Below are 23,615 nucleotides of genomic sequence, written 5' to 3' on the forward strand. Positions count from 1 at the left end.
GATGAATTGATTTATGATTCTTTTCTTAGAATCTCCAAAGGTGGCTGATTTAACACGCTCCTGCTGCTGTAGAGACCGGTTAGCATCACTAATAATGGAATCGCAATCAGGAATGCCAGTAAAGGTAAAATCTCAGGCGCATAATTACTTTTAAGCGCAAATACAGCGAGCGCCCAGCTGCCCAATATGGCCAGAATGATCCCTGCGGCTGTGGCAATGAATCCGAGGAAGAGGTATTCCAGACCGGTAATGGTCAGAATCTGTCTCCTGCTTGCCCCCATTGTCCTTAGCAAAACACTCTCTTTCAGGCGCTGTCCTTTACTGCTCATGACCGATGACAACAGTACAATCCATCCGGTAGCCATGCTAAAACCAGCCATAAACCGGATCACGAAATTTATCTTATCAAACAGACTATCAATGGTTTTAATAATCATATCTAAATTAACAATTGAAACGTTTGGAAACTGCTTCAAGACCTTGGCCTGCAAGTCAGCAGAACGTTTTGCAGCAGCAACATGGGTCATAAATACATAAAACTGTGGTGCTTGCTCCAGCACGCCCGTTGGAAATACCACCCTGAAATTAGGCTGCACTGTGTTCCAGTCGACCGTCCTGAAACTGCCCACTTTTGTCTTAACCGGCAACCCCTGAACATCAAACACAATTGAATCGCCAATGCGTACTTTAATTCTATCTGCATAAGCTTTTTCTAAAGAAATTAAAACTGTGCCATCCACCGGGGTCACACCAACCCATTTGCCCTCGCCAAGCACTTCTGTCGCTCTTAAATCCGCCTGATAGGACGCCCTGATTTCCCCGCTAAACGCTCTGGAAGGTTTATTTCTACCGTTCTTATCTGTGGTGCTATCCCCATACTGTTCAGCATTCTTACCATTAATTTCGATGATCCTCATGGTGACAATGGGCACCTCAGCTAAAACAGGCAAATTCTCCCTTTTCAATAGCTTTGCAAGTGGCTCTTTTTGTGCGGGCTGAATATCAAAAAGCACCATATTAGATTTTGTACCATTACCAGACACCGCCACCTTGTTTAAAAGCACACCCTGAACCAGATACAATGTGACAATAAAAAGCGTAGATAAACCAATCGCTACACTAAGGATCATCGTTTGATTGTTCGGACGGTAAAGATTGGCAAAGCCCTGACGCCAGACATAGGCCATACGTTCAGGAATCATTTTTCTCAACACCAGCATCAGGAGTTTAGACTGGCCAATCAGTAGTAAAAAGGCCAGTAAAATTCCGATAACGAATGCCAAAGCCTGCATACTGTCCTTCATCTGCAAATAAGTAAAGCCATAAACGAAGCCAATAACCAACAGGTAAACCAACCATTTTAGCGGGTCCCTTGCAGGTTTAACACCCTCAAAAGAAGCTCTAATGGCATTTAAAGGGGAAATACTCCGGACAGAAATCAGGGATGGCAATGCAAATAGTACAGAGATGATCAACCCTGTAGCAAGTCCTTGTCCAATTGCCGACCAGGAAATCCCCATAGACAATTCAACAGGTATAAAATCTTTTAAGACCAATGGAAGTAAAAACTGCAATGCCGTGCCCAGAAAGGCACCGGTAATAGCGCCCAACAGTCCGATCGCTCCCACCTGAATCAGATAAATCAGAAAAGCTTCTTTTGCATTTAAACCCAGGCATCTTAAGGTGGCAATAGCAGCTAGTTTTTCTTTGATGTAGACCTGAATTGAAGTTCCTACTCCGATACAGCCTAGCAGCAAAGCAATAAAGCCAGATAATGCAAGAAACTGATTCAGGTTTTTAAAAGCCCTGCCGGTACTTTCTTTCTTTGTCGCCACCGTTTCATAACTCAATTGTGCTTTATCCAGTGATTGCTGATGACGCTTTAAATCTCTGTTTACAGTAAGAACATCTTTATATTTATAAAAATAACGGGATTGAATCCTGCTGCCAAGTTGTGTTAAGCCTGTTTGCTCCAGGTATTCCAGTGGAATATAGACTACAGGAGTCACTGTACTGGCAATACCGGTTTGTCCGGGAACACTTTCCAGGCTACCTTCAATGACGAAACTCAGGTTGCCGATTTTGATAGAATCGCCGGGTGTTGCCTGATATTGCAGCATTAAGGTATGGTCTACTAAAGCCTTTCTACCAGTTTTAAAAGTACTTGCTGCATTAGATGGCAGCGTTTCTATATTCCCATAAAAAGGATAATCTCCTGATAAGGCCCTGATTTGAACCAGGCGTGAACCTTCCCCTTTCATGAAATAAACCATGGATACAAAGTTTCGTTCCTTCGCACGCGCAGTTCCCAGTGTATCCAGTAAGGCCGTAACAGCCGGACTCAAAGGCCTGCGACTTTCAATGATCAGATCGGCGCCGGTCAGTGTCTTTGCCTGCTCATCAATGTCTCTTTGTAAATTGGCTTTGAAAGAATAAACAGCCACAAGTGCCGCAATCCCCAGAATAATGGAGGACATGAACAGCAAGAGCCTGGAACGGTTCTTCCTGGAATCCCGCCAGGCCATTTTTAGTAACCAGGAATAATTAATACTCCTTTTGATGTTTAAATTATGATCAGGCATGGTTCAATACTAAATCAGCAACAACTACACCTCCTTTTAATTTGATCATTCTATTGGTTTTTGCAGCCAGATCCAGATCATGGGTTACAATCACAAGCGTGGTCCCCGCCTCCCTGTTCAGATCAAACATCAACTTAATCACCTTATCACTGGTTTCAGCATCCAGGTTTCCTGTTGGTTCATCCGCAAACAATATAGCCGGCTGATTTGAAAATGCTCTGGCCAAAGACACCCTTTGCTGCTCTCCGCCGGAAAGCTGCACCGGATAATGCCCGGATCTGTCAGCGAGTCCAACCTTATCCAACAAATCCAGCGCGTGTTTCTTTATGTTCTTTTCCCCTCTCAATTCTAAAGGGACCATCACATTTTCCAATGCAGTAAGCGTAGGTAAAAGCTGAAAGTTCTGAAAGATAAAACCGACATAACGGTTCCTTACAGCAGCCCTTTCATCTTCCGTTAAATGGTCTAAATCAATACCACTTAAAGATACTTTACCTGAACTTGAACGATCCAGACCAGCACATAAACCCAATAAGGTAGTTTTTCCACTTCCCGAGGGCCCTGTAATTGCAACAGTACTACCGGTTTGAATGGAAAAGTTGATCTGATCGAGTACCGTCAGTTTGTGACCTGCATTTTCGTAAATTTTACTTACGTTTTGAATGTTAAGGATATGTTCCAAAGCTTTGAGATTAAGATCTTGTGATGTATTAATTAATCAGGATTGTAAAATTCTATATTTCGGCAATGCAAAAAGGCATTCCAGAGACAATACGGCTAAATATACTTAGTTTTAAGTGTTTTTGCTATCTCTTAAATGGATGAAAAATGTCGTAAACCTGCTTACCAATTATTTCCATATATCACCTGAATATATCCTGATCCCTGAAATGAGATTAATATGAAATAAACAGGTGTTTTTATTGCTAAAAAGTTGGTAACATTAGATTTAAACAGTATTAGAAATATGATAACATTGTAGATATTTGCTTAGACAAGTACTCAGGATATTTTAATAAATAATTATATATGTTACAGTTCAATCTTAAAGGTTCTTTTGTTAAAATGTTTATATTTTCTGCAATGGCCTTAATGGCTTCCTGCACAGGAAATCAGGAATCTGGTGATACAGCAGGGAAAGCGAAACAAGACGCTGAAAAATCTGCTAAAAATGGAGCGGATCAGCAGGGCAACACGAATACTGCTGTAGGAAAAGAGAAAGACCAGACAGATCATGGTCGGGCGAAGGAAAAAACCATATTATTCTTTGGAACCAGCCTTACTGCCGGCTATGGTTTACAAGTAACCGAAGCATTTCCGGCTTTAATACAAGAGAAAATAATAGAATCGAAACTTCCTTACAAGGTGATTAATGCAGGGTTAAGCGGTGAAACCTCTGCCGCTGGTAACAATAGAATAGACTGGTTGTTAAAGCAACCCATAGACATTTTGGTGTTGGAACTAGGCGCTAACGATGGATTAAGAGGAATCCCTTTATCTGATACTAAAAACAACCTTCAGCAGATCACTGATAAAGTAAGAAAGAAATATCCGGAGGTAAAAATTGTGCTGGCGGGGATGCAGATTCCACCGAGTATGGGTGCGAAATATGCTAATGAATTCAAATCGCTTTTCCCGGAACTTGCCAGGAAAAACGATATGATATTGGTTCCTTTCTTGCTTCAGGGCGTTGGTGGTGTACCAGAGCTGAACCAGAAAGACGGGATTCACCCTACAGCAGCCGGACAGAAAATCCTGGCAGAAAATGTATGGAAGAAATTAAAACCCATTTTATAATGATTAATCTGCGGAAACGAAAGTAAACATCCACTTCTGCGGATTTTTCCAGTCTGCACCTTTAAAGCTGGCGATAGGCAACTTGATCAGCACCTCATTCCAGCCTTGTTTTAAGGCTATTTTTGTAGGTGCTCTGAACTCATAACCCTCGTCTATCAAAGGGATTTCCATGTTTCCAGGTAAACCCGCCTGTTTCCATGCCGGTGGATCAATCAGCCTTCCATTTACATGGACATTGCTTCTACGGTTGTCCCATGTGCCTTTTTCCGGAGAACCGGAGGCATAAGACCGGGACATATTGTTGAACCCGATCCAGAAATCGCGGATCTCATCGTCGTCACTCCATATTTTTCGGTAAGCATACCAGGTGGTGTTTTCCTGCGGTTTTTCCAATATCCCGGTCACCTGAGGTGTCCACCAATGTCTGAGCACAATTGTGCCGCCAACAACTTCCATAGCTACCGGCAGACTGTCTTTATTTACAGAAAGAGACTCCGGATCAAATGATGCCGTTAAATCTCCGCCATTAGCAAAAGGACCGATCAACTTCCAGGTAACGTCCGACTGTGCTGCATAGGGAAAAGGCAAACGTGTAAAATAACGTTGTTTATGTTGCATCAAACGATTTTCAAACTCCGAAAAATCTACTGCTTCCGCAGATTCAACTTTCCCGATTTTGGCCATCCATCCGGGTATTCCGCCACCTCTCCAACTCCGTTCCGAGAAAGCAAGGATTGCCGGATAAACCGGATTTTGAGTCAGTGCATCTTCCTGGTTCGTTACATTACGATCCGGCCAGTTGCAAATTACCCCACCTAAAGCATTTTGATTGCCCTTATCTAAGTTCGAAATCTTCCTGTTGAAAATGGTTACCACGCTTTCCAGCGGATCCATATGATTCAGGTAAAGGTGTCTGGAATCTATGTATTGTATGTTGTTATTCTTACTTACTTTAGTTGCGCCTTCCATCCACAATTGTCGGATGGTACTCTCGGTAAAATTCCCCCCGGGCTCCCATCCGATTACTTTTTTACCTAGCTGTTCAATCAGTTTCGTTACTTCCGGAAGGAAGTTCACATTGGTAATTTTCACTTCATCAGCACCAATATGTACATAAGGAAGGTTGTAGGTTTTTATAAATTCCCTCAGGAGGTTTTTAACGATATTCAGACCGGTATCGCTTTGCATTTCCGTTTTCATAGCCCTTTTGAAAGCGTCACTATGTCCGGGCATATCAATTTCCGGCACCAGGGTGATGTGACGTTCTTTACAATAAGCAATCAGGTCTTTCATTTGGGCTACCGAATAGAAATCACCTTTATTGCGCAGCATCGTTTCCGGAGCTGTTAACTGCGGATAAAGCTTACTTTCCAATCTCCAGGCGATATCTTCTGTTGCGTGAAAATGAAAAATATTCAGCTTATAAGCAGCCATCACATCTATTTGTTGCTTCAGCAGATCGACAGACTGGAAATTACGCCCTACATCTACCATATAGCCCCGCCATGAAAATGCCGGCCAATCTACAATATCACAGGATACCGCCTTTTTATCTGAAGAAATCAACTGTTTTAAAGTTTGAATACCATAAAAAATACCTTTCTTATTGAGGCCTTTAATCGATATTTTACCTGGGCTTACAGAAAGTCGGTAAGCCTCCTCCTTAAACTCTGCGTCCAGCATGTCATCCTTAGCCAATACCAGATATGGTCTGCCTTCGGTTGGTAGTTTTCCTATTTTAACTTCTATACCCTGACTTTTAAGTGCTTTTTGCAGTAGCCTGGCTTCAGGAATGAAGTCATCATCATCTACTACAATTACCTGGCAATGTTTAAAATCAAAGAGCCCCGTTTTCTTTTCCAGACGTTGAGGAAGCGGCATTAAAGCAGGCATTGCCCGTTGGTCCTCTTTCAGAGTCGGGACCCGGGCAGATAACATATCGATGGAGAGCAGCAAAATGATAATTGTTAAAAGGTTACGGTTAAACATAGTTATAATTCAGGAAGAATAAAATTTATTTCTTTAGATGTTCTGTCAACAAAGCCGCACAGTACCATTCTTGTCTTGGTAAATGAAAAGGCCCTTTAAAGAGATTTCCCTTGGCTGTTTGTGCCAGACTACCATCTCTATGCAGGTATCCAAACCATTCTCCGTTCTTTTTATCATGAAAATGACCATACGCATAATCGTGAACCATTTTATGCCATTTTGCATACTTTTCATCACCAGTAATGGTATAAGCTAGTAAAGTGGCAATAATCACCTCATTATGCGGCCACCAGAACTTCATATCCTGCCAATATTCCTGCACAGGTTTATCGTATACATCTTTGAAATACATAATCCCGCCATGTTCTTTATCCCATCCGCGTTCCCACATATAATCTAACATTTTACAACCCAGTGCAATTAGCTTAGGGTCATTATTTCTGTATTTAGCTTCATGAAGAATAAACCAGGCGCCTTCTATCGCATGACCAGGATTAAGGGTTCTGCCATCAATATGATCCACAATACTGCCATCCGGAGCCACCTGTTCCATCACACATTTTAGGTCATCTTTAACAAAATAGGTCTCAATTTCGGCAATCCATTTATCGATCCATTCATCACAACGCGGATCACCGATGGTCTCCCTGAGTTGCTGCGCGGTATTCATCATAATCATAGGTACCCCAATTCCTTTTGTTGGTCTGGTTCCGGTAAATTTAGGCGCCAATAAACCCGGAGTGGTTGAATACTCGATACATTTACCAAACAGATATCTGGCCATCTCAGCGGCTGCAGGATCGCCACTCGCTTTTGCATAGGCTGCATTAGCAATCACCGCAAAGGTTTCTGAGAAATAATACCTGCGTTTCCGGATCGGCTGACCGTCGCGTGTCACATGGAAAAACATCTGTCCATCGTCGTCAAAGCAATATTTGTTCAGGAAATCTATACCTGATTTTGCTGCTGACAACCATTCTTCTTTCGGCTCTATCGTATTGTACAAGGTAGAAAGCAACCACGCTGCCCTCCCTTGTATCCAAACCGCCTTATCATCATCAATGAGTGTCCCGTCCTGATCTCTCATTAAAAGATAACCGCCAAATTCGGTATCTACTGATCTTGGGAACCAAAAAGGAACCGTATCATTTAAGAGTTGATCGTTATAAAATTTTTGTAATCCGCTTAGGTCTTCCTGAGTGTAATTCATGTCTTTAATGTTCTTAATTTATGGGTAAAGAGAAGGTTGAGGCCGGTAATCCTTGTTGATTAACCAGGTTTGCGCGACTAAAAGGCGCATAGCTATACCTTACTTTTCTTATTTTTTCTGTCTTTATTTGTGAGGGAATCTGGAGCTGAACCTTATTATTTAGCACAGTAGCGGCTACGGGCAGGACCATTCCTTTTTCTAAAACCAATTCAAATCCCTGTAAAGGCTGTCCGGATTTTACCATTGGAAAACTACCGTCAGCAAAAGAAATCTCTATAACATGACCTTTTACCAAAGCGCTTTTCGCAACAGGACCTACGGCAACGATGTCTCTATGGTAGCTGTGTTTCAGCGCCTGCAAAGCCAGACGTTGACCAATTTCTTTCTTTTTCGTCGGATGCACATCCAGTGAATCGCCAAGGTCTGAGCTAACAGCCATGTAGGTGTTGGGTACCTGATATTGAACTTCGCGTTGCATATCCCTGAAATAAGGCCATGACGGGCGGTTAATTCCGGAAAGCTGAACATAATAAAATGGAAAATCAATCCCCCATTTTTCCCGCCAGCTTTTGATGAGCAGCGGAAAGCTGTGTGCATAAAGTTCCGGGTTTTGAGTATTGCTTTCCCCCTGATACCAGATCACTCCTTTTATTGGCGATCCGATAAGTTTTGCAATACCAGCTTCATAATTATAGGCAGGCTCATAAGGGTGGCGTTGTCTGGAATTCACTGCGTTTTTAAGGTTCAGATTTGCGCGACCACGTGCCCATTCCTGGACAAAATCCGACTTACGCCAATTGCTCAGTGCATCTACCAGTTGAGGATCATGTTCCATCGTATAGCGGTCTATCCAGGATTCCAGTGTAGAACCACCAACGGCCATCTGGATCAAACCGATTGGCACCCCTTCCTCATGTACCAATTGCTGGCCAAAATAATAACCAATCGCAGAAAAACCTGCAGCACTTGCTACTGTTGCCGGGGCCCAGTTTCCAGAGAAATATTCCAGCTGATTGAGTTTAGTTAAAGTGGTGCTGTCCCAGGACACTGCATCGGTTTCCGCAACAGGGTTGAATTTCATCAACCTCAACTTCGGCTGCGAAGGAAATTGCTTTAACTCTGCTGCCCCTGTAGCCGATTGTTTCAGCTGGAAATACATATTCGATTGTCCGGAGCAAAGCCAGACATCACCCAACAACAGGTCATTTAAAATGATCTTCTTTTTTTTATCCTGAACAACCATTTGATAAGGACCTCCATGAGGCATTGCAGGAAACACTACCTTCCATTTACCATCTTTTCCGGTGATCGTTGTTTTCTTTTGATGGTTAAAAGTAACTGTAACCGGTTCATCAGCATTCGCAGTTCCATAAACAGGAATGGCCTGATCACGTTGTAAAACCATGTGATCTGTAAACAATACCGGCAACTTTAAACCGCTATAATTGCCGGTTAAATTTTCATAAACTGTACGGGCGATAATTGCTGCACCTTCCTGATCAGGATGCAGGTTATCCGGAAATAAATCCGTGCGACTGTTTAACGGGCTATTCAAATCAATCAGCGAAGCCTGGTTGTCTTTAGCAATCAAAGGAATCTCTTTCTGAATCTGCCAATACCAGTCGCGTGTTCCTGATTTAAACCTTGGGTGTTCGCTAAAAATTGGTGTTAAGCGGCAAACATATAATTTGATTTTGGGATTGTTCTTCTTTAAAGTATCGAGTAACCAGGCATAATCGCGTTGAAATTCATCGCGGTATTCCGGCCAGTTTCTTGGATCTGTGTCATTTAGCCCCAGGTGTACTATGGCAATATCCGCCTGAAAATTAAGGGCATTTGTAAATTCTTTGGTTTTATAATAGGGTCTGTGTCCTTTTTTTAATAGCGTTGCACCGCTCAGGCCAAAGTTCCCTACTTCAAAGGTCTCTCCCAACAGCCCTTGTAGCACTGATGGGTAAGCTTCATGTGCCGGGTCTTTAAGCAAATAACCTGCGGTAACAGAATTCCCGATGCAGGCTACTTTGATCTTTTTAGCCTGTGCAAACAGGTCAGCCTGCAAAGAAAGCGACAATAACCAAACGACCAGGATGATGTTTTTTGTGGTTCTCATTCCGTTTTGTTGATTTTCTTCAGCTGATTCAACAGCTTGATTTAGTGTTTTTAGCTTGATTTTTCCATTATAGCCTGAGCAATAAAAATCTTAAGCCTGCAATAACAAAAATCCCTGTAGCTAATTTTTCAGCCACAGGGATTCATTTAAATAATTATTTAATAAGCTCTTTTACCGGGATGCGTACAAAATATAAATCACGTACCCCTTCATATAATAAGCCCAAAGTCTGGTCATCAATTTTTGTAAGCGCTGAATATCCAAAAGAATGTCTGTCATCAACCAACAAACTTGCGTCTTGCCAGGTCTCTCCAAGATCAAGGCTAACCTTTATCGTCAGGTCTTTTCTATCTTTTGAAGAGTTAGGATTACTGAAGAATAACACCTCTTTCATTTTTCCTTTTACTTTCACGCGGGCTTTGATCAAACTAGCCATACACACCGGATCTATCAGTGTTTTATAGGAAGTAGGATGTGTTTCCCAGCTCAGTCCCATATCTGTAGTGGTTGCCACACTTCTGAATTTCCCACGATTATCGCGCATGTTCAGCATAATTTTTCCAGGCGTAGTTTCTACCAGCTGACTTTCCGTGGTATTAGATTTAGCGCCTACTCCTGCTTTCCAGGATTTTCCATGATCATCACTATAAATCAACGTAGAATGCGGCATCTTGTTCTCATCCCAATATTGTGCAGGGAATACAATTTTACCATCGGCCATTGCAATTCCATTTCCAGGGCCAGGGAAAAACAATCTCCATACCGGATTTTTAACCTGAGCGGTTATGCTGTATGGCTTCGACCAGGTCAGGCCATCATCGGTACTGCTAACTAAAGCAAATTGTCCGGTTTCCTCTTCAGAAAGTCCAGGCCCGGAACCCGCAATAGAACGGTTTCCTTTACTCCATAATGCCGCTACCCAAATGGTTTTTGTTACCGGATCGAATAGAATCGAAGGATCACCAACGCCATTATTTTCATGGGGAGCACCCATATCCATAATAATTTTCATCGGTTCCCAGGTTTTCCCCCCATCGGTACTTCTGTTCATGCCCACATCGATATTGCCTGGCAAATCACCGCTATTCTTATAACGCACGTCATAAACAGAGATTAACGTACCTTTATCCGTATCTACAATTCCTGGAATACGGTAAGAATTAACGTCGTCATCATTAGGATTTCTCAATGCAATTCCTAATCTGCTTGCTGCAACTGGTCCCTGAATACTAACTTTATGCTTTCCAGAAGCGGCATCCGTTAAATTTGATACCTTCAATTCGATACGATCATCGATATTGGCTTCCGGCTTTACAGTAGCACTGATCCAGATCACATGCTTGCCTGCTGCTAATTTAGCATCCAAAGGAATGCTGAATTTTTTACCGGAAACTGCCGAAGAACCAATCTTTTTCTTCGCATCCAGCACCTGCTCCTTTTCTTTATTCTCCGTACTCAAATAAGCTTCTAAAGAATTAAGGTCGGTGAGTCCGGCTTTATTTATAGTGCCGGATAATGCTTTAAATTCCAATCCTCCCGCCGGAACTTCGATCTCTAAACGCCATATCGGGTTGACCGCTTTCCTTTTCAGGATTGGGTTTACAGTTTGTTGAGCTGTGATGGTTAAACCAGCAGCATTAGATTGAACCTTTTGACTACTGGCGGTAAATCCGGTGGCCAATAAGAAGAGAGAGAGCGTAGCATATTTATAGTGTTTTGAAATCATCATGTTTAGTTTTTTTCGTAAATTAATAGGTATCGGCAAGTAGATATCAACAATTAGCATCAGAATATAAGATTAGCAGCGATGATATTAAGCATCGGCAAAATCGTTTACGACTGGTTTAAGGAAGTAAAGCTGGACAAACAAAGCCAGGCAAACAATTCCCGCCAGCATGGCAAAATCCTGCCCAAGGTTACCGGCGTCAGAAGATTTGCCCAATAAATCAGTAATAAAAGCACCAAAAAACACCCCTGTCATGTTCATCAAACCGTAGGCTGTTGCCCGGTATTTTGAAGAAACAAACTGACAAAGGATCGGCATGTTATTGGCATCAAACATTCCAAAGCCCAGACCAAAGCACAAAGCTGCGCCCATCACATGAAACAAAGAATGTCCGAAACCTAGTAATAGTAATGAAGGAATGGTTAATGCCAGGCCAATAGCGCTGGTATAAATTCTTCCTTTAATGTTTTTCTGCACCCATCGATCCGAAAGAATCCCTCCGAAAATCACCCCTACAAAAGAAGAGAAAGCGATGGTGATGGTGGATAAAGGACCAGCAGTAGACATCGGAATGTTCAGATTCTGCGCAAAAAGTGTAGGCAACCAGTTTTTTGCAGCCCAACCTGGTAAGCTTGGGATGGCAAAATAGAACAGGATAATCCAGAAAGAAATATTGGTAAACAGAATGGCAAAACCTTTAAAGATCGAAGGCTTTACTTTTATTTTAATCTCATCATCCATTTCCACTCCTTCAGAAGCCTTTTTCTCCCGCAGGAAGAACACCAATACCAGCGCATAAATCACCCCCACTATTCCAAAAGAATGGAAAGTAGCCTGCCAGGAAAATTTATCGGCAATTGTTGCACCGAAACCACCTAAAGCCTGGCCCATGTAAAGCCCTGTCATGTGGATTCCGATGGCTAGTGATCTGGTTTTCGAAGAGTGAAAATCAGCAATCAGCGATAATCCCGCAGGGATATATAAAGCCTCACTTACGCCCATCAATGCCCTAAGCCAGTAAATCTGGTTAAAAGTAGTCGCGTATCCCATTAAATAAGTGACCAAAGACCAGACGAACAAACTGCCGACGATCAGCCATTTCCGATTAAATTTATCGGCAATAATTCCGGAAACCGGACTCATAAACCCATAGATCCATAAGAAAATAGCCATCAGGTAACCAAAGTTTGTGGCCGACTGCAATTCATGAATATCGATTTGCATTGCCGGCTTCATGGTAGACAACATTTGTCTGTCCATATAATTTAATAGCGCCACCACCCACAATAATCCAACCACCACCCAGGCATATCTGTTTGTGTTTTTCATTTCTAGTCTTTTATTTTTCCCAACATGATGTTTGGTGTCCTGACGCCAGGTTTCACTTCACCGCTGGAAATGATGATATCATTGTTCCATTTTGTAGCCATAGCCGTTACCTGTGCGAGGAAAGGTAATTCGCCTGATTTTGACCAGGTATTCCGCTGAACATCGTAACGCAAAATACTTTTGTAAAAGCCTTTATGATGAATATTCAGCTGATTCTTTTCTGCCGTTAATCTGGCTTTTTCCTCCGGATCAGCTGTTTTAGCGATCCTTGAGATATACGTTTCTATCTGGTGAAAAGTCTTTCCATTGTCGCCACCAAAAATCAGAATCTGGTTTTTACCAAAAGCGACACCAGTTCCGGCGGAGAAATTCGTCACTTTAATACCATCACTGATTGCCGCCCCTTCTTTCCATTCCTGTTTTTCCGGATGGTAAATGAATACCGTAGCATGTAGGTCACTAATGCCTACCGGCGTTTTAGTACGTCCACCGATCACATAAATTAAAGCTTGTTTTTCCGGACTTTGCACTACTACAACAGAATTAGCCAATGGAATCGGGAGCTCTGGCAATACCTTCCATGTGGCTGCAGGCAGACTCAAATCCAGACTGAATACAGCGTTGGATGTAGATTTTTCCTGATCACCACCAATGGCATAAACCAGATTTCCAATATTGGTTAAGGCAACATTTGTCAATGCGATGGGTAAGCTGGCCAAAGGTTTCGCCTGTATATTATGTTTCAGTTCATCCCATGTCAACAGGAAAACCTGTTTAGATAATCCCTTGTCATTTTCCCCGCCTGCGTAAACAATTCCAAATTTCGTACTGGTATTTCCGCAATAGGCAATCGCCTCCGGCAAAAATGCCTTTTCTTTACTCCAGGAAAATGCATTTCCTTTTTTCTCTAAAATGTGGATCTCGTTTGAGTAATGTTTTTTACCACCTTCCCAGGGTTTTTTATCCGGAAAATTGGCACCACCAGCCACGATCAGGCGGTTTTGAAGCACCGCATTCATCGCACCTGCAAAGCCAATAGAAGTTTGCCCGTCGGGTGTTTGTAATTGAGCTGCAACAGACCATTTGATCTGTTCAGCAGGAGTTTTCTGTGCGAAAACAGCTGTCGTTGTTGTTGTCAACATAAGTGGAACTGAAAGATAAAATAAGTACTTACTCATCGCATTCATTATTAAGGTTAATGAGCTGCTTTTGATTTAAAATTATCGAAACCAACAGCGGCTACATCTTGTTTAAAACTCTCAAATTGTGCTGCACTCATGTTTTTCACAGGTAATCTAAACTCACCGCAATCTACGCCAACCAATTTTAAATATGCTTTACCAGTAGCAATACCCCCGTATTTCCCTAAAAGTCTGATCATATCAATAGATTGTTGTTGTAAAAGCTGTGCTTTTTTCAAATCATTCTGCTCAAAAGCGGCGATCATATCATAGTATAAAGGAGCAGCATAATTGAAAGTACTACCTACCGCACCTTTAGTTCCTAAAACTAATGCCGAAAGCATATTTTCATCACGTCCCCAAAGCATATCATATTTACCGTTCTGGAAATGGATACAAGATAAGAAATCCATGAAATCTTCATGGGTATATTTCACTCCGGCAAAATTAGGAATCTTACCGTCGATAGCCTGTAACAGGTCATACATAGCAAAACCTACCCCTGTTAATACTGGAATATGGTAATAGTAGAAAGGCATATCTGGTGCAACGGCAGCAATTTCTGCGCATATGCTGGCCAACACCTCTACATTTGCAGGTTTAAAGTAAAACGGAGCAGTGAATGAAATGGCATAAAGGCCTATTTGTTTAGAAAATAAGGCCAGATCTTTGCAATCGGCAACACTAGTTCCACCAAGGAACATCATTACCTTAAAATCATTGTCGCCACGTGTGCAGTCTGCCCATGCTTGTGCAACTTCTTTTTTCTCTGCATTGGTTAAGGATACGCCTTCTCCGGTTGATCCGCAAATGAATGCGCCCGTAACTTTGTTAGATTTTAAAAACTGGTAGTAGCTCGGAATCAAGGATACATTTAACTGTCCATTTTCATCCATTGGAGTAAATGGCGCAGCAATCAGGCCTTGTAAGTGTTGAATAGTCATTTTATATGTGTTTTAAAGAATGCAGGTAAAAGGTAGGAGTGTCGACCATTACGGTCTCCACTCCTACACCAAAAATTTAGAATTGCGGATATCCGGTGGTTTGAACCAGAGCTCTGTTATTGGTTAAAGAAGTACGGTCAATTGGCCAGAGTAATTTATAGGCATCGGCAGCAGCTAAAGTCGTGTTGGCAAAGACATAGCTGTCTCCCATACGTCTCAGATCATACCAGCGCTTTCCTTCTCCGACAAACTCAAACAAGCGTTCCTTTAAAATGGCTTGCTTAATATCTCCGTCACCAGGCATGTTCGGGAATCCCTGAACTGCAGGGTTATAGTTTGCACCGTAGGCTCTTGCCCTTACTGCGTTAATTTCGGCAGCCGGACTTTCTCCTAATACTTCTTTCGCTTCTGCAAGTAATAATAGCAGGTCAGCATAACGGTAAATTGGAAAATCGTTGGTGTATTTTCTTGTTGCGGCATCTTGTTGTCCCTGGTATTTTTTCAGGAAAGCACCTGCAATTACATAAGTTCCCGGAGTTGGCCTTCTATAACCAGCCTGAATGGAACCTTCTCTTCGGGTATCCTTTGCATCAAATTTTCTGTAAGTAGCAATTTTCACTGGTGCACGTAACAAACCAGCGTAATTGTCAGTGGTAACATTAAATTGTCTGTTAGCCAAAGAGTCGAAATAATTTGCAATTAAGCCTGTCTGGGGTGTAAATGAGCCTGGTATAAATGTCATTTCGGCTTCATTCAATCCGTTTCTACTTGCCAGAATGATCTCTTTATTTCCCCTGTTTGTAGTAGAGAAAAGATCCGCAAAAGGAGTATTCAATGCATTGGCAGAGGTTGTTAATAAGCCTAATGCAGGAACACTGGTTTGAATATCTGTTAAAGCATTTTTAGCTATTGTCGCATCTGCAGGGCCACCAGTTCTATGGGCAGTCCACAGGTAAGTATCCGCTTTTAGCATTAAGGTTGCAGATTTAGACCAATAGCCTTTATTGCGTTTAATGGAATAATCAGCACCAAAGTTCTCCAGTGACAATTCGATATCCGCTCTAACCAGTTTCAGTACATCTGCTGCTGGCGAAGCCGCTTTAGAAAGGTTAAACAGGTCCAGGTTACCAGCATCGATAAAATCTGTGATGATTACCACATTTCCCCAACTGCGGTACAATTGGTAGTAATAAAATGCACGCATTCCATAAGCTATCCCCAACTCATACTTTTTAGTAGCCTCAGAAACTACGCTTCCGGTATTGAGTTTATAGATTAACAGATTCAACTGGTTGATATTACTATAAAAAGTACCAAAAGAATTTACACCTGCAGCATCTAAAGTCATCGTTTGCAGCCACATACGCTCCAATCCCTGAGAAGCTTCGCCGGTAAAAGAAGCGGAGGTACCCGGATCATTTCCGTAAATATCAGATCTCAACTCCCCCAGGAACATAAAATTACTATTATGACCACGGAATTTATTGTGAATTGCAGCTACAAAAGCATCGTACTGATCATTTGTTTTCCAGAAATTATCATCACTCAGGTTACTGATTGGTTGTAATTCCAGACTTTTTTTGCAGGCGCCAAGGCTCAATACCATTAAGGCTGCTGCGATTATATTTTTATAATTATTTTTCATGATGTTTAATCTTATAAGTGATTAAAAGGAAACTTCTAAACCAAAAACAAAGGATCTTGCAGTAGGATATGCACCTAAATACACACCGGTAAGCCTGTTGTTGGCATCTAAAGGTGCTTCCGGAGAAGATCCACTAAACTTTGTGATATAGAACAGGTTACTTCCTGTTGCATAGATCCTTGAGTTAGATAAGAATTTGGTTTTTGCCATTAATGATTTAGGCAAAGTATAAGAAAGTGTTACCTCTCTTAATGCCAGGTAATCCCCTTTTTCATAAAGATTTGAGTTGTTTCCATTCACTACAGTACCGGCATTATTTGCTCTGGTATAATTTTGCTTAGAACCTTGTACCTGATCCGCAAAATATACTTTTGGAATATCAGTCACTGTGTTATCCGGAGTCCATGATTTAAGCATCAGATCCGTATAGTTGAAAGTTCCCTGATAATTTCCAAGGGTACGCGCCAATAAATCATTGTAAACGGTGTGACCTAAAGCAAACTCAAATCTGGTATATAGATTGAAGCCCTTGTAATTTGCATTGGCATTAAAACCACCAGTCCATTTTGGGGCCATATTACCCAGATATACCTGATCTCTTGAATCAATAATATCGTCGCCATTTACATCTAACCAGTTCACGTCACCAGGGGTGATTCTACCAGCATCTGCTCCAGGTCCCGGTGCAGTACCTTTAGGTAAATTTGGTCCGGTTACATTGGCGATCGCATCTCTTCTATTCCCTGCAATTCTCAGCACTTCTGCAGCATCCTGAAAAATTGACACTTGTTTGAAGCCATAAATATCACCGATGGTCTGGCCTTCCTGATATCCACCAACCCATTTTAACTGGCCTGATGCAGCATCAAACACCTGTATTCCGCCTTGTCTGTTGTTCTCATTACCATTGAAAGGAAGTTTCAACACTTTGTTTTTCACAAAACTTGCATTTGCACCCAGGTTTAAAGTAAAACCACCATCAGTGCTCAATACTTTTGCATTAACTGCAAACTCATACCCTTTATTCTGCAGTGTACCTGAGTTGGTTGTGATTGGAGGATAACCGATATAATCCGGTAACGGCAGATCTGTTAACAAGTCTGATGTTCTGCGATCATAATAATCAAATAACACAGTAATTCTGTCTTGTAATAAACCTAAGTCTAAACCAGCACCGAAAGTTTTGCTACGTTCCCATCTTAAATCCTGATTTGCCAGTTTATCATGGAAGAAACCACCAGCGCCATCATAATTATTTGCAGGAGATGAATATACCCCTTGAACTACATATCTGCCCAAACCTGCGATGTTACCATTAACACCATAGCTCAATCTAGGTTTTACGGTCGAAACATATTTATTAAGTCCGGAATTCACATAGAAATTCTCTTTTTGAAGATTCCATCCTGCAGATACCCCCGGGAAATAACCCCATTTATGTTGGTCTGGTAAGTTGGAAGCACCATCAGCACGAAATACTGCGGTAAATAGATATTTCTGATCAAAATCATAAGTAAATCTTCCGAAAAGTGAATTGATACGGTATTCCGATTTTTCGCTAAAATTAGCTTTTGCACCATTTAAGGTTGCAGGGAAAACTGTAGAAGCATTGATCGTAGGAATCTCATCTGTAGGTGCATTCTGACCATACAATTGTGAGTTTAACGTTTTAATCTGGAAAGTTTCCGCACCAACCATCGCCCCAAAATTATGCAGGTTTAGTGATTTGTTATAATTCACAATCCCGTTAAACTGCGTTTGAAAATCTCTTCTTGACAAGAGAATAGCATCTCTGCTGGCAGAGCCTATCGATTGTGGCGTAGCAAAAATATTGGCGTATGTCTGTGTTGATTTTTGAAAAGACTCATCTTTTCTATCTAATAAATAAGCATTGGCAGTCGCTTTAAAGTATAAGCCAGGTAACAAATCCCATTTTACGGCACCATTAACCACAACTTTATTCACTTCATTCTGACGGTTCAATCTGCTTAACCAGTATAATGGGTTACCATCACTTGCACTATTTCCTGGATTTGGTGCTGTTTTAGCTTCATCAATCCAGGGGTTAAATGTTGGCCATATCGCCAAACTTCTATACAAGGAGTTCACCTCACCACCAACGGTACCTAACTGGGAAGAAGTAGAAAGCGTAGTCCCACCGGAAACTTCAATGTTAGATCTCACTTTGTAAGAACCATTAAGGTCTGCAGTATAACGTTTATAGTTAGAACCTACAATCACACCATCCTCATTATAGGAATCAAATGCGGCAAAGAATTTACCTTTATCATTACCACCTGAAGCACTAACATAATGGTCTTTAGTATAGGTATTTCTGAAAACCAGGTTTTCAATTTCACCACCATGATCTTTGTACATCATCTGACCTCCGTAAGGATCATCAACGATACCCCATCCTGATGGCAATACTGTAGTTCCCTCTACATACTTCCTGATGTCAAAACTTGCAAGGTTGGCTGCGTCAGTGAGCAGGCCTAATCCTCTTGAATTATTAGCATCAGTTATTGGTTTACCTGAATTCAGGTAGCCCAAACGGGTATAATAGATATAATCTTTGGCACCTAAATAGTTATAACCATCTCGTCTTACATTGTACCCTCCGGTAAACTTATAATTGATTTGGGCAACACCTGCTGCGCCTGTTTTGGTGGTAATTAAAATTACCCCGTTGTTGGCTCTTGCACCGTAGATGGCAGTTGATGCAGCATCTTTAAGCACTTCTATCGATTGGATATTTTCAGAAGAGATGTCATTGTAATCTCTGATTACGCCATCTACGATCACCAATGGTCCGCCGGGATTATTGATGGATGCCCCTCCCCTTAAAAATACAGTCGGGCCAACGCCAGGTTGTCCACTTTTACTAATGGCCTGAATACCAGCAATTGTTCCTTGCAAAGCACTCCCCACGTTGGCACGTGGTGCATTTGCCAACACCTCTTTATCCAGTTTTGCGATCGAGTTGGTTACTGTACGTCGGTTTTGCGTACCATAACCTACTACCACGATCTCATCAAGATTAGCGGTTGCGGGTTTCATGACTACTTTTAAATTGGTGTTATTGCCTACTTTCTGTTCCTGGGTCAGGTACCCAACATATGTAAACACGAGTATGTCGTTTGAACTGGCATCAATCATGAACCTTCCGTTCATATCTGTTTGTGTGCCCGACTTTATTCCTTTAATTGAAATGCTGACGCTTGGAATCCCCTGTCCGTCATCTTCGCCAGTAACCATCCCGGTTACCTTTTTGTTTTGTGCAAACGCGCCTATAAAGGAGGATAGGCAACACACTAAAACAATCGTTTTTAGGTAAAACTGTTTCATACTATTAGAATTTTGGTTAGCATTATGTTATACATAATACTACTAAGTTGAGATAAATATTATTCGAAAGCAAGAATTATTTATATTTTTTTTTATCCGTTTTTGATAAATCGCTTTATTAGTGTTAATTTAGACGTATACTCTCAATTAGTTATTATTATACATAATATGGAAAGCAGCACAGATAATACATTTGTCCAGATGGATACCAGCAGTTTGGTCGATAAAGTGGAGGCCAATCTCGTACAACTACTGGTAGACAGGAAGTTGAAAATCGGAGATGTCATTCCTACAGAAATAGATTTATCAAAAAATCTTGGCGTTAGCCGCACCGTAACACGTGAAGCACTGTTAAGGTTAAGAATGAGAGGTCTGATAGAGACGAAAAAGAAAAAAGGCTCTGTCATCACCAGTCCTGATATTTTTAGCATCATTGGAAAATCTCTTGACCCCCATTTACTGGATCAGGAAACTTTAAAAGAAATCTTTGAAATGCGTCTTGTCTTAGAAATAGGTATGGCCGATTTTCTATTTCAGAACATCACAGCAGAGCACATTAAGGAATTAAAAGAAATCATTAAAAATGAACCTGACACTTCTGAAAACTATGTTTTTCATATCGATCATGAGATTGCTTTTCATGGAAAACTTTATGAAATCACAGGAAATCAGACTTTAAAGAAGTTCCAGAAATTACTTCTTCCGGTATTTGATTACGTTCATAATAGTGGTTTGTTAAAGAAACAGGCAACTATTAAAAAGTTTGTCTCTCATAAAGGCCTCGTAGACATCCTCGAGAACGGTTCTCCGGAATTGTTTAGGAATGCAATGAGAAATCACCTGGAGAATCACTTTTTAAGAATTTTTAGTTAAATTCCCGAAAGGGACTTACGATGGAGCAACAAAAAAATCAGGATTGGCGGGCTAAGCTCCATGAAATTATTTATGAGTCCAACACTTATGCCGGTAAAGCATTTGATGTGGCCTTACTGATTGCCATTTTTACCAGCATCCTCATTGTGATGCTGGACAGCGTGCAGAGTGTCCATCAAAAATATGGGGACTTGTTTTCTATTATAGAATGGGTATTCACCGGTCTGTTTACCATAGAATATATCCTCAGACTGGTCATCATCAAACACCCTGTCAGTTACATCAAAAGTCCCCTGGGCATTGTCGATTTACTGGCCCTTATCCCTTCTTATCTGAGTGTGATTTTTATTGGCGGCCAATCCTTGCTTGCCCTGCGCGCATTGAGGTTACTTCGGGTATTCCGGATTTTCAAACTGGGGCATTACCTTTCAGAAATGAAATTCCTGACAGTCGCGTTAAAAGGAAGCATGCGTAAAATCAGCATCTTCATGCTCACTGTTCTTGCTTTAGTGATTGTTTTAGGCTCTATAATGTATCTGGTAGAAAACCGCGAAAATGGCTTTTCCAATATTCCGGAAAGCATCTATTGGGCGATCGTGACCATTACTACCGTTGGTTATGGAGATATCTCGCCGGTAACCCCATTAGGTAAATTTATAGCCTCCTTAATTATGCTGATAGGTTATGCCATTATTGCTGTTCCAACCGGCATCATTACCACCGAAATGGCTGTTGCGGCCAGAAAGAAAGGTTTCCACCATCAGGTTTGCCCGGGTTGTGGCCGCGAAGGCCACGATGACGACGCTAAATTCTGTAAATATTGTGCAACAAAACTCTAGAAATCCATTCCGGAAAACCACTTATTATACAGGATATCGTAAGTTCCGTTCTCTCTGATGAGTTTCAATGCCTCATTAAACTGATCTTTCAATTCCAGATCTCCCTTTTTCATAGCAATTGCATATTGAGAATCGGTACCTGGTAGAAACATCCCTATTTTTAACTTATCGTTATTTTGCAAAAAGCCATTGGCAATCGGAGAATCGTCAATCAAAACATCAATCTCTCCCAACTCTAATTGACGGTACAATTCTTTGTTGGTATCTGCATGCACCATATTGGCTTCAGGGAATTTGGTATGCACATGACGTTCTGCTTCTGCGGCAATCCTTACACCCACTCTTTTTTCCTTTAAATCTTTTACCTCGTGAATCAGCATGTCACTGCTGGCTACCACCGCGCAAAGTCGGAAATGTAAATAAGGTTCTGTAAATTCAAGGATATGTCTACGTGTAGAAGTCATGGTTACCGCAGAACAAATCAGGTCCAGCTCACCTTTAAATAATTTCCCAAGAATTTTCTTCCATAAAGAAACTTCATATTGTATTTCAAAGTCAAGGTGCTTCGCAATTTCAGTCAATAAATCTACTTCAAAACCTTCAAAACGTTCAGAATTATAGTCTGAGTGCATTGGGAAGGGGGCGGCAGAGTCTAAGCCAACTTTTAATACTCTCTTTAAGGCCATATTCAATTAGGGATTAAGGGTCTGGGCGCGGCTAATTTACGATTGTAAAAGCAATTTACGTCTATATCCTGCATAAAGAACATCCGCTTTCCTTCAATTCAGGCCGTAAAGTCAGGATAAAACAATGGGAAAGAGTGGGTTATTTCGAATGTAAAAAAACAGTAACGATATCAGGGCTGTCTAAAAAAGAATCATTACCTTCATACCATAATTATTTATCAACTTTAAATATCAATACATATGTTAGTTTCCTTACTTTCTCTTGTAGTTATCATCATGGTGTCTGCATACTACCTGTCTTTTATTAAATCACCAGTAGATACCAACGACCACCACTAGTTATATTGTATCATACATCGCTTTCTGCGGATATACTCAGAAAGTGGTGTCTTCTTTATATAGTCCTCCCACTTTCCAGCCATCGCTGGTTTTAGCGGTAAGAATGATTTGCTCTGTAACTCCCCCGTGTGGAAAAGTTATAGATTCTGTAATGAGCCAGGCTACCTCACTAATTTTCTGACTTCTGGAAAATGCGCGTCTGAGACCAGATATGTCTGGCATACCTTCTTCTTCCAGCTGTTCAATAAAAGCTGCTTTCAGAATTTCACTGGTTTCCTCCATGGCGGCTTCATCAATTTTCCCCACATTCAAATGCATCAATAATCTCCTGGCTTTACCCTCAAAATCCATACAGGCCAACGCTTTTTCCAGGTCCTTCTCCTGATAAGCTAACTCTAAAGCAGTGATCGCTCCTTCCGGTGTGTTAAAATCAGGAAGAAAATGGTCCGCACCAGCATCGATAACAATCCCGATGGACTCATCAAAAGCCTGCTTTTCTATTTCCGAAAGTTCGTCACGAACCGCCCGAATGGTGTAGCCACCAAGTAACAGCCCATCTTCTACAATCATCCAGTCAGTAATCAACGACCTCCCCACACCTATCGTCTGACCTGCTTTCAGGTTCTTTACCAGAATTGGTTCATCACACACCTTCCCATAGAGATTTCCTTCTTCATCAAAATCCGGTGCCGTTAACCAAAGGTGTTCCACCTGAGTCTGATCTTTAACCATTACTTTGATCGAAAAGTAGTTCCGCCCGGGAGTCGGGCCTTTCAGCTGCTCCTCAAAATACCATAAGGTTAACCGCGCTTTCTTTATCGCCCAATCCATTTGGTCATCATCTTTTGGACTATAATCCGAACTGAATCCTGTTGTTCCATGCTCAAAACTGATTCTTTTAAGTAATCTAGATAACAAACTCATGAGCGTATAATTAATGGTTATCTAAATATAATAATTATTTCTATAATTAATAAAACTAATTTTCCATATGCCCGGAGAAGAATATTTAATCGC

16 protein-coding genes are annotated in these 23,615 nt (G+C 41.3%); 3 read left to right on the top strand and 13 right to left on the bottom strand.

What is annotated here, in order from left to right; translation table 11 throughout:
* Positions 1–11: 11 nt before the first annotated feature.
* Positions 12–2,582 carry an FtsX-like permease family protein gene (locus OQX61_RS21690; protein ID WP_265843915.1) on the bottom strand — a complete coding sequence of 857 codons (2,571 nt, stop codon included), beginning with the start codon at positions 2,580–2,582 and terminating at the stop codon, positions 12–14.
* On the bottom strand, positions 2,575–3,264 hold the full coding sequence (locus OQX61_RS21695; RefSeq protein ID WP_265843916.1) for an ABC transporter ATP-binding protein: 690 nt from the start codon (positions 3,262–3,264) through the stop codon (positions 2,575–2,577). The genes OQX61_RS21690 and OQX61_RS21695 overlap by 8 nt, the downstream gene beginning before the upstream one ends.
* Positions 3,265–3,611: 347 nt before the next feature.
* Here OQX61_RS21695 and OQX61_RS21700 point away from each other — a divergent pair, with 347 nt between their 5' ends.
* Positions 3,612–4,379, top strand: a complete 768-nt coding sequence (locus OQX61_RS21700; RefSeq protein ID WP_265843917.1) for an arylesterase — start codon at positions 3,612–3,614, stop codon at positions 4,377–4,379.
* 3 nt (positions 4,380–4,382) lie between these two features.
* Here the strand turns inward: OQX61_RS21700 and OQX61_RS21705 are convergent, their stop codons facing one another.
* The 9 genes from OQX61_RS21705 to OQX61_RS21745 all read right to left on the bottom strand — a co-directional run bounded on the left by OQX61_RS21705 (position 4,383) and on the right by OQX61_RS21745 (position 19,861).
* The gene (locus OQX61_RS21705; RefSeq protein WP_265843919.1) at positions 4,383–6,368 is read right to left on the bottom strand and encodes a beta-N-acetylhexosaminidase; all 1,986 of its coding nucleotides are present in this window, start codon (positions 6,366–6,368) and stop codon (positions 4,383–4,385) included.
* Positions 6,369–6,393: 25 nt separating this feature from the next.
* Positions 6,394–7,578: an AGE family epimerase/isomerase gene (locus tag OQX61_RS21710; protein ID WP_265843920.1), complete on the bottom strand. Its 1,185-nt coding sequence runs from the start codon at positions 7,576–7,578 to the stop codon at positions 6,394–6,396.
* A 13-nt stretch (positions 7,579–7,591) separates the two neighbouring features.
* The gene (locus OQX61_RS21715) at positions 7,592–9,688 is read right to left on the bottom strand and encodes a GDSL-type esterase/lipase family protein (protein ID WP_265843921.1); all 2,097 of its coding nucleotides are present in this window, start codon (positions 9,686–9,688) and stop codon (positions 7,592–7,594) included.
* A 154-nt stretch (positions 9,689–9,842) separates the two neighbouring features.
* Positions 9,843–11,417 carry a sialidase family protein gene (locus OQX61_RS21720; protein ID WP_265843922.1) on the bottom strand — a complete coding sequence of 525 codons (1,575 nt, stop codon included), beginning with the start codon at positions 11,415–11,417 and terminating at the stop codon, positions 9,843–9,845.
* An 84-nt stretch (positions 11,418–11,501) separates the two neighbouring features.
* Complete coding sequence (locus OQX61_RS21725) at positions 11,502–12,743, bottom strand: MFS transporter (protein WP_265843923.1); 1,242 nt, start codon at positions 12,741–12,743, stop codon at positions 11,502–11,504.
* A gap of 2 nt (positions 12,744–12,745) precedes the next feature.
* A complete protein-coding gene (locus OQX61_RS21730; RefSeq protein WP_265843924.1) occupies positions 12,746–13,921 on the bottom strand; it encodes a galactose oxidase in 1,176 nt (391 codons plus the stop codon).
* 17 nt (positions 13,922–13,938) lie between these two features.
* Entirely contained in the window at positions 13,939–14,868 is a 930-nt protein-coding gene (locus OQX61_RS21735; RefSeq protein WP_265843925.1) for a dihydrodipicolinate synthase family protein, read from the bottom strand.
* 76 nt (positions 14,869–14,944) lie between these two features.
* A complete protein-coding gene (gene nanU / locus OQX61_RS21740) occupies positions 14,945–16,513 on the bottom strand; it encodes a SusD family outer membrane lipoprotein NanU (RefSeq protein WP_265843926.1) in 1,569 nt (522 codons plus the stop codon).
* 21 nt (positions 16,514–16,534) lie between these two features.
* Positions 16,535–19,861, bottom strand: coding sequence for a TonB-dependent receptor (locus OQX61_RS21745; RefSeq protein WP_265843927.1), 3,327 nt, complete (start codon positions 19,859–19,861; stop codon positions 16,535–16,537).
* A gap of 168 nt (positions 19,862–20,029) precedes the next feature.
* On the opposite strand from OQX61_RS21745, the gene OQX61_RS21750 reads away from it, so the two are divergent.
* Complete coding sequence (locus OQX61_RS21750) at positions 20,030–20,734, top strand: FadR/GntR family transcriptional regulator (RefSeq protein ID WP_265843928.1); 705 nt, start codon at positions 20,030–20,032, stop codon at positions 20,732–20,734.
* Positions 20,735–20,754: 20 nt separating this feature from the next.
* Positions 20,755–21,573 carry an ion transporter gene (locus tag OQX61_RS21755; protein ID WP_265843929.1) on the top strand — a complete coding sequence of 273 codons (819 nt, stop codon included), beginning with the start codon at positions 20,755–20,757 and terminating at the stop codon, positions 21,571–21,573.
* Here the strand turns inward: OQX61_RS21755 and OQX61_RS21760 are convergent.
* Positions 21,570–22,259: a transporter substrate-binding domain-containing protein gene (locus OQX61_RS21760; RefSeq protein ID WP_265843930.1), complete on the bottom strand. Its 690-nt coding sequence runs from the start codon at positions 22,257–22,259 to the stop codon at positions 21,570–21,572. The two genes, OQX61_RS21755 and OQX61_RS21760, sit on opposite strands and share 4 nt — an antisense overlap.
* 375 nt (positions 22,260–22,634) lie before the next feature.
* A complete protein-coding gene (locus OQX61_RS21765; protein WP_265843931.1) occupies positions 22,635–23,522 on the bottom strand; it encodes a DUF2314 domain-containing protein in 888 nt (295 codons plus the stop codon).
* Positions 23,523–23,615: the final 93 nt, after the last annotated feature.

Source organism: Pedobacter sp. PLR, from assembly GCF_026239675.1.
GTDB lineage: Bacteria > Bacteroidota > Bacteroidia > Sphingobacteriales > Sphingobacteriaceae > Pedobacter.

Bases quoted from the DNA above. Each gene is read 5' to 3' on its own strand.
- OQX61_RS21765 (WP_265843931.1), bottom strand. From the start codon at position 23,522: ATGAGTTTGTTATCTAGATTACTTAAAAGAATCAGTTTTGAGCATGGA.
- OQX61_RS21755 (WP_265843929.1), top strand. From the start codon at position 20,755: ATGGAGCAACAAAAAAATCAGGATTGGCGGGCTAAGCTCCATGAAATT.
- OQX61_RS21690 (WP_265843915.1), bottom strand. From the start codon at position 2,582: ATGCCTGATCATAATTTAAACATCAAAAGGAGTATTAATTATTCCTGG.
- OQX61_RS21705 (WP_265843919.1), bottom strand. From the start codon at position 6,368: ATGTTTAACCGTAACCTTTTAACAATTATCATTTTGCTGCTCTCCATC.
- OQX61_RS21725 (WP_265843923.1), bottom strand. From the start codon at position 12,743: ATGAAAAACACAAACAGATATGCCTGGGTGGTGGTTGGATTATTGTGG.
- OQX61_RS21710 (WP_265843920.1), bottom strand. From the start codon at position 7,578: ATGAATTACACTCAGGAAGACCTAAGCGGATTACAAAAATTTTATAAC.
- OQX61_RS21700 (WP_265843917.1), top strand. From the start codon at position 3,612: ATGTTACAGTTCAATCTTAAAGGTTCTTTTGTTAAAATGTTTATATTT.
- OQX61_RS21730 (WP_265843924.1), bottom strand. From the start codon at position 13,921: ATGAGTAAGTACTTATTTTATCTTTCAGTTCCACTTATGTTGACAACA.
- OQX61_RS21735 (WP_265843925.1), bottom strand. From the start codon at position 14,868: ATGACTATTCAACACTTACAAGGCCTGATTGCTGCGCCATTTACTCCA.
- OQX61_RS21720 (WP_265843922.1), bottom strand. From the start codon at position 11,417: ATGATGATTTCAAAACACTATAAATATGCTACGCTCTCTCTCTTCTTA.
- OQX61_RS21750 (WP_265843928.1), top strand. From the start codon at position 20,030: ATGGAAAGCAGCACAGATAATACATTTGTCCAGATGGATACCAGCAGT.
- OQX61_RS21760 (WP_265843930.1), bottom strand. From the start codon at position 22,259: ATGGCCTTAAAGAGAGTATTAAAAGTTGGCTTAGACTCTGCCGCCCCC.
- OQX61_RS21745 (WP_265843927.1), bottom strand. From the start codon at position 19,861: ATGAAACAGTTTTACCTAAAAACGATTGTTTTAGTGTGTTGCCTATCC.
- OQX61_RS21715 (WP_265843921.1), bottom strand. From the start codon at position 9,688: ATGAGAACCACAAAAAACATCATCCTGGTCGTTTGGTTATTGTCGCTT.
- nanU (WP_265843926.1), bottom strand. From the start codon at position 16,513: ATGAAAAATAATTATAAAAATATAATCGCAGCAGCCTTAATGGTATTG.